Source organism: Rhizobium ecuadorense, assembly GCF_001187535.1.
GTDB lineage: Bacteria > Pseudomonadota > Alphaproteobacteria > Rhizobiales > Rhizobiaceae > Rhizobium > Rhizobium ecuadorense.
Genome location: NZ_LFIO01001680.1, coordinates 1 through 206, shown reverse-complemented (window position 1 = coordinate 206; position 206 = coordinate 1). Strand labels below are relative to the sequence as shown.

The following is a 206-nucleotide window of genomic DNA, read 5'->3' as shown; positions in this document are numbered from 1 at the left end:
CGCTTCGAAACCGCCTCCGGGCTCTCCGCATTGGCGATCCACAGCGCCATATGGCTGCTGGCGCCATTGATGAGGCGAGCGGCGGTTTCGGTGTCGATGTCGATGATCTCGCCATCGGCCTTGAGACGGTCGAGGCTGCGAGAGAGGGCGGCGATACAGCCAGGGGTGTTCTGCCATTGCGAGATATCGCCGAGTACGGCAGGGCC

At 64.1% G+C, this 206-nt stretch carries 1 pseudogene; it reads right to left on the bottom strand.

What is annotated here, in order from left to right:
- Positions 1-206, bottom strand: a pseudogene (locus AF337_RS32995) (TetR/AcrR family transcriptional regulator); the annotation flags it as partial.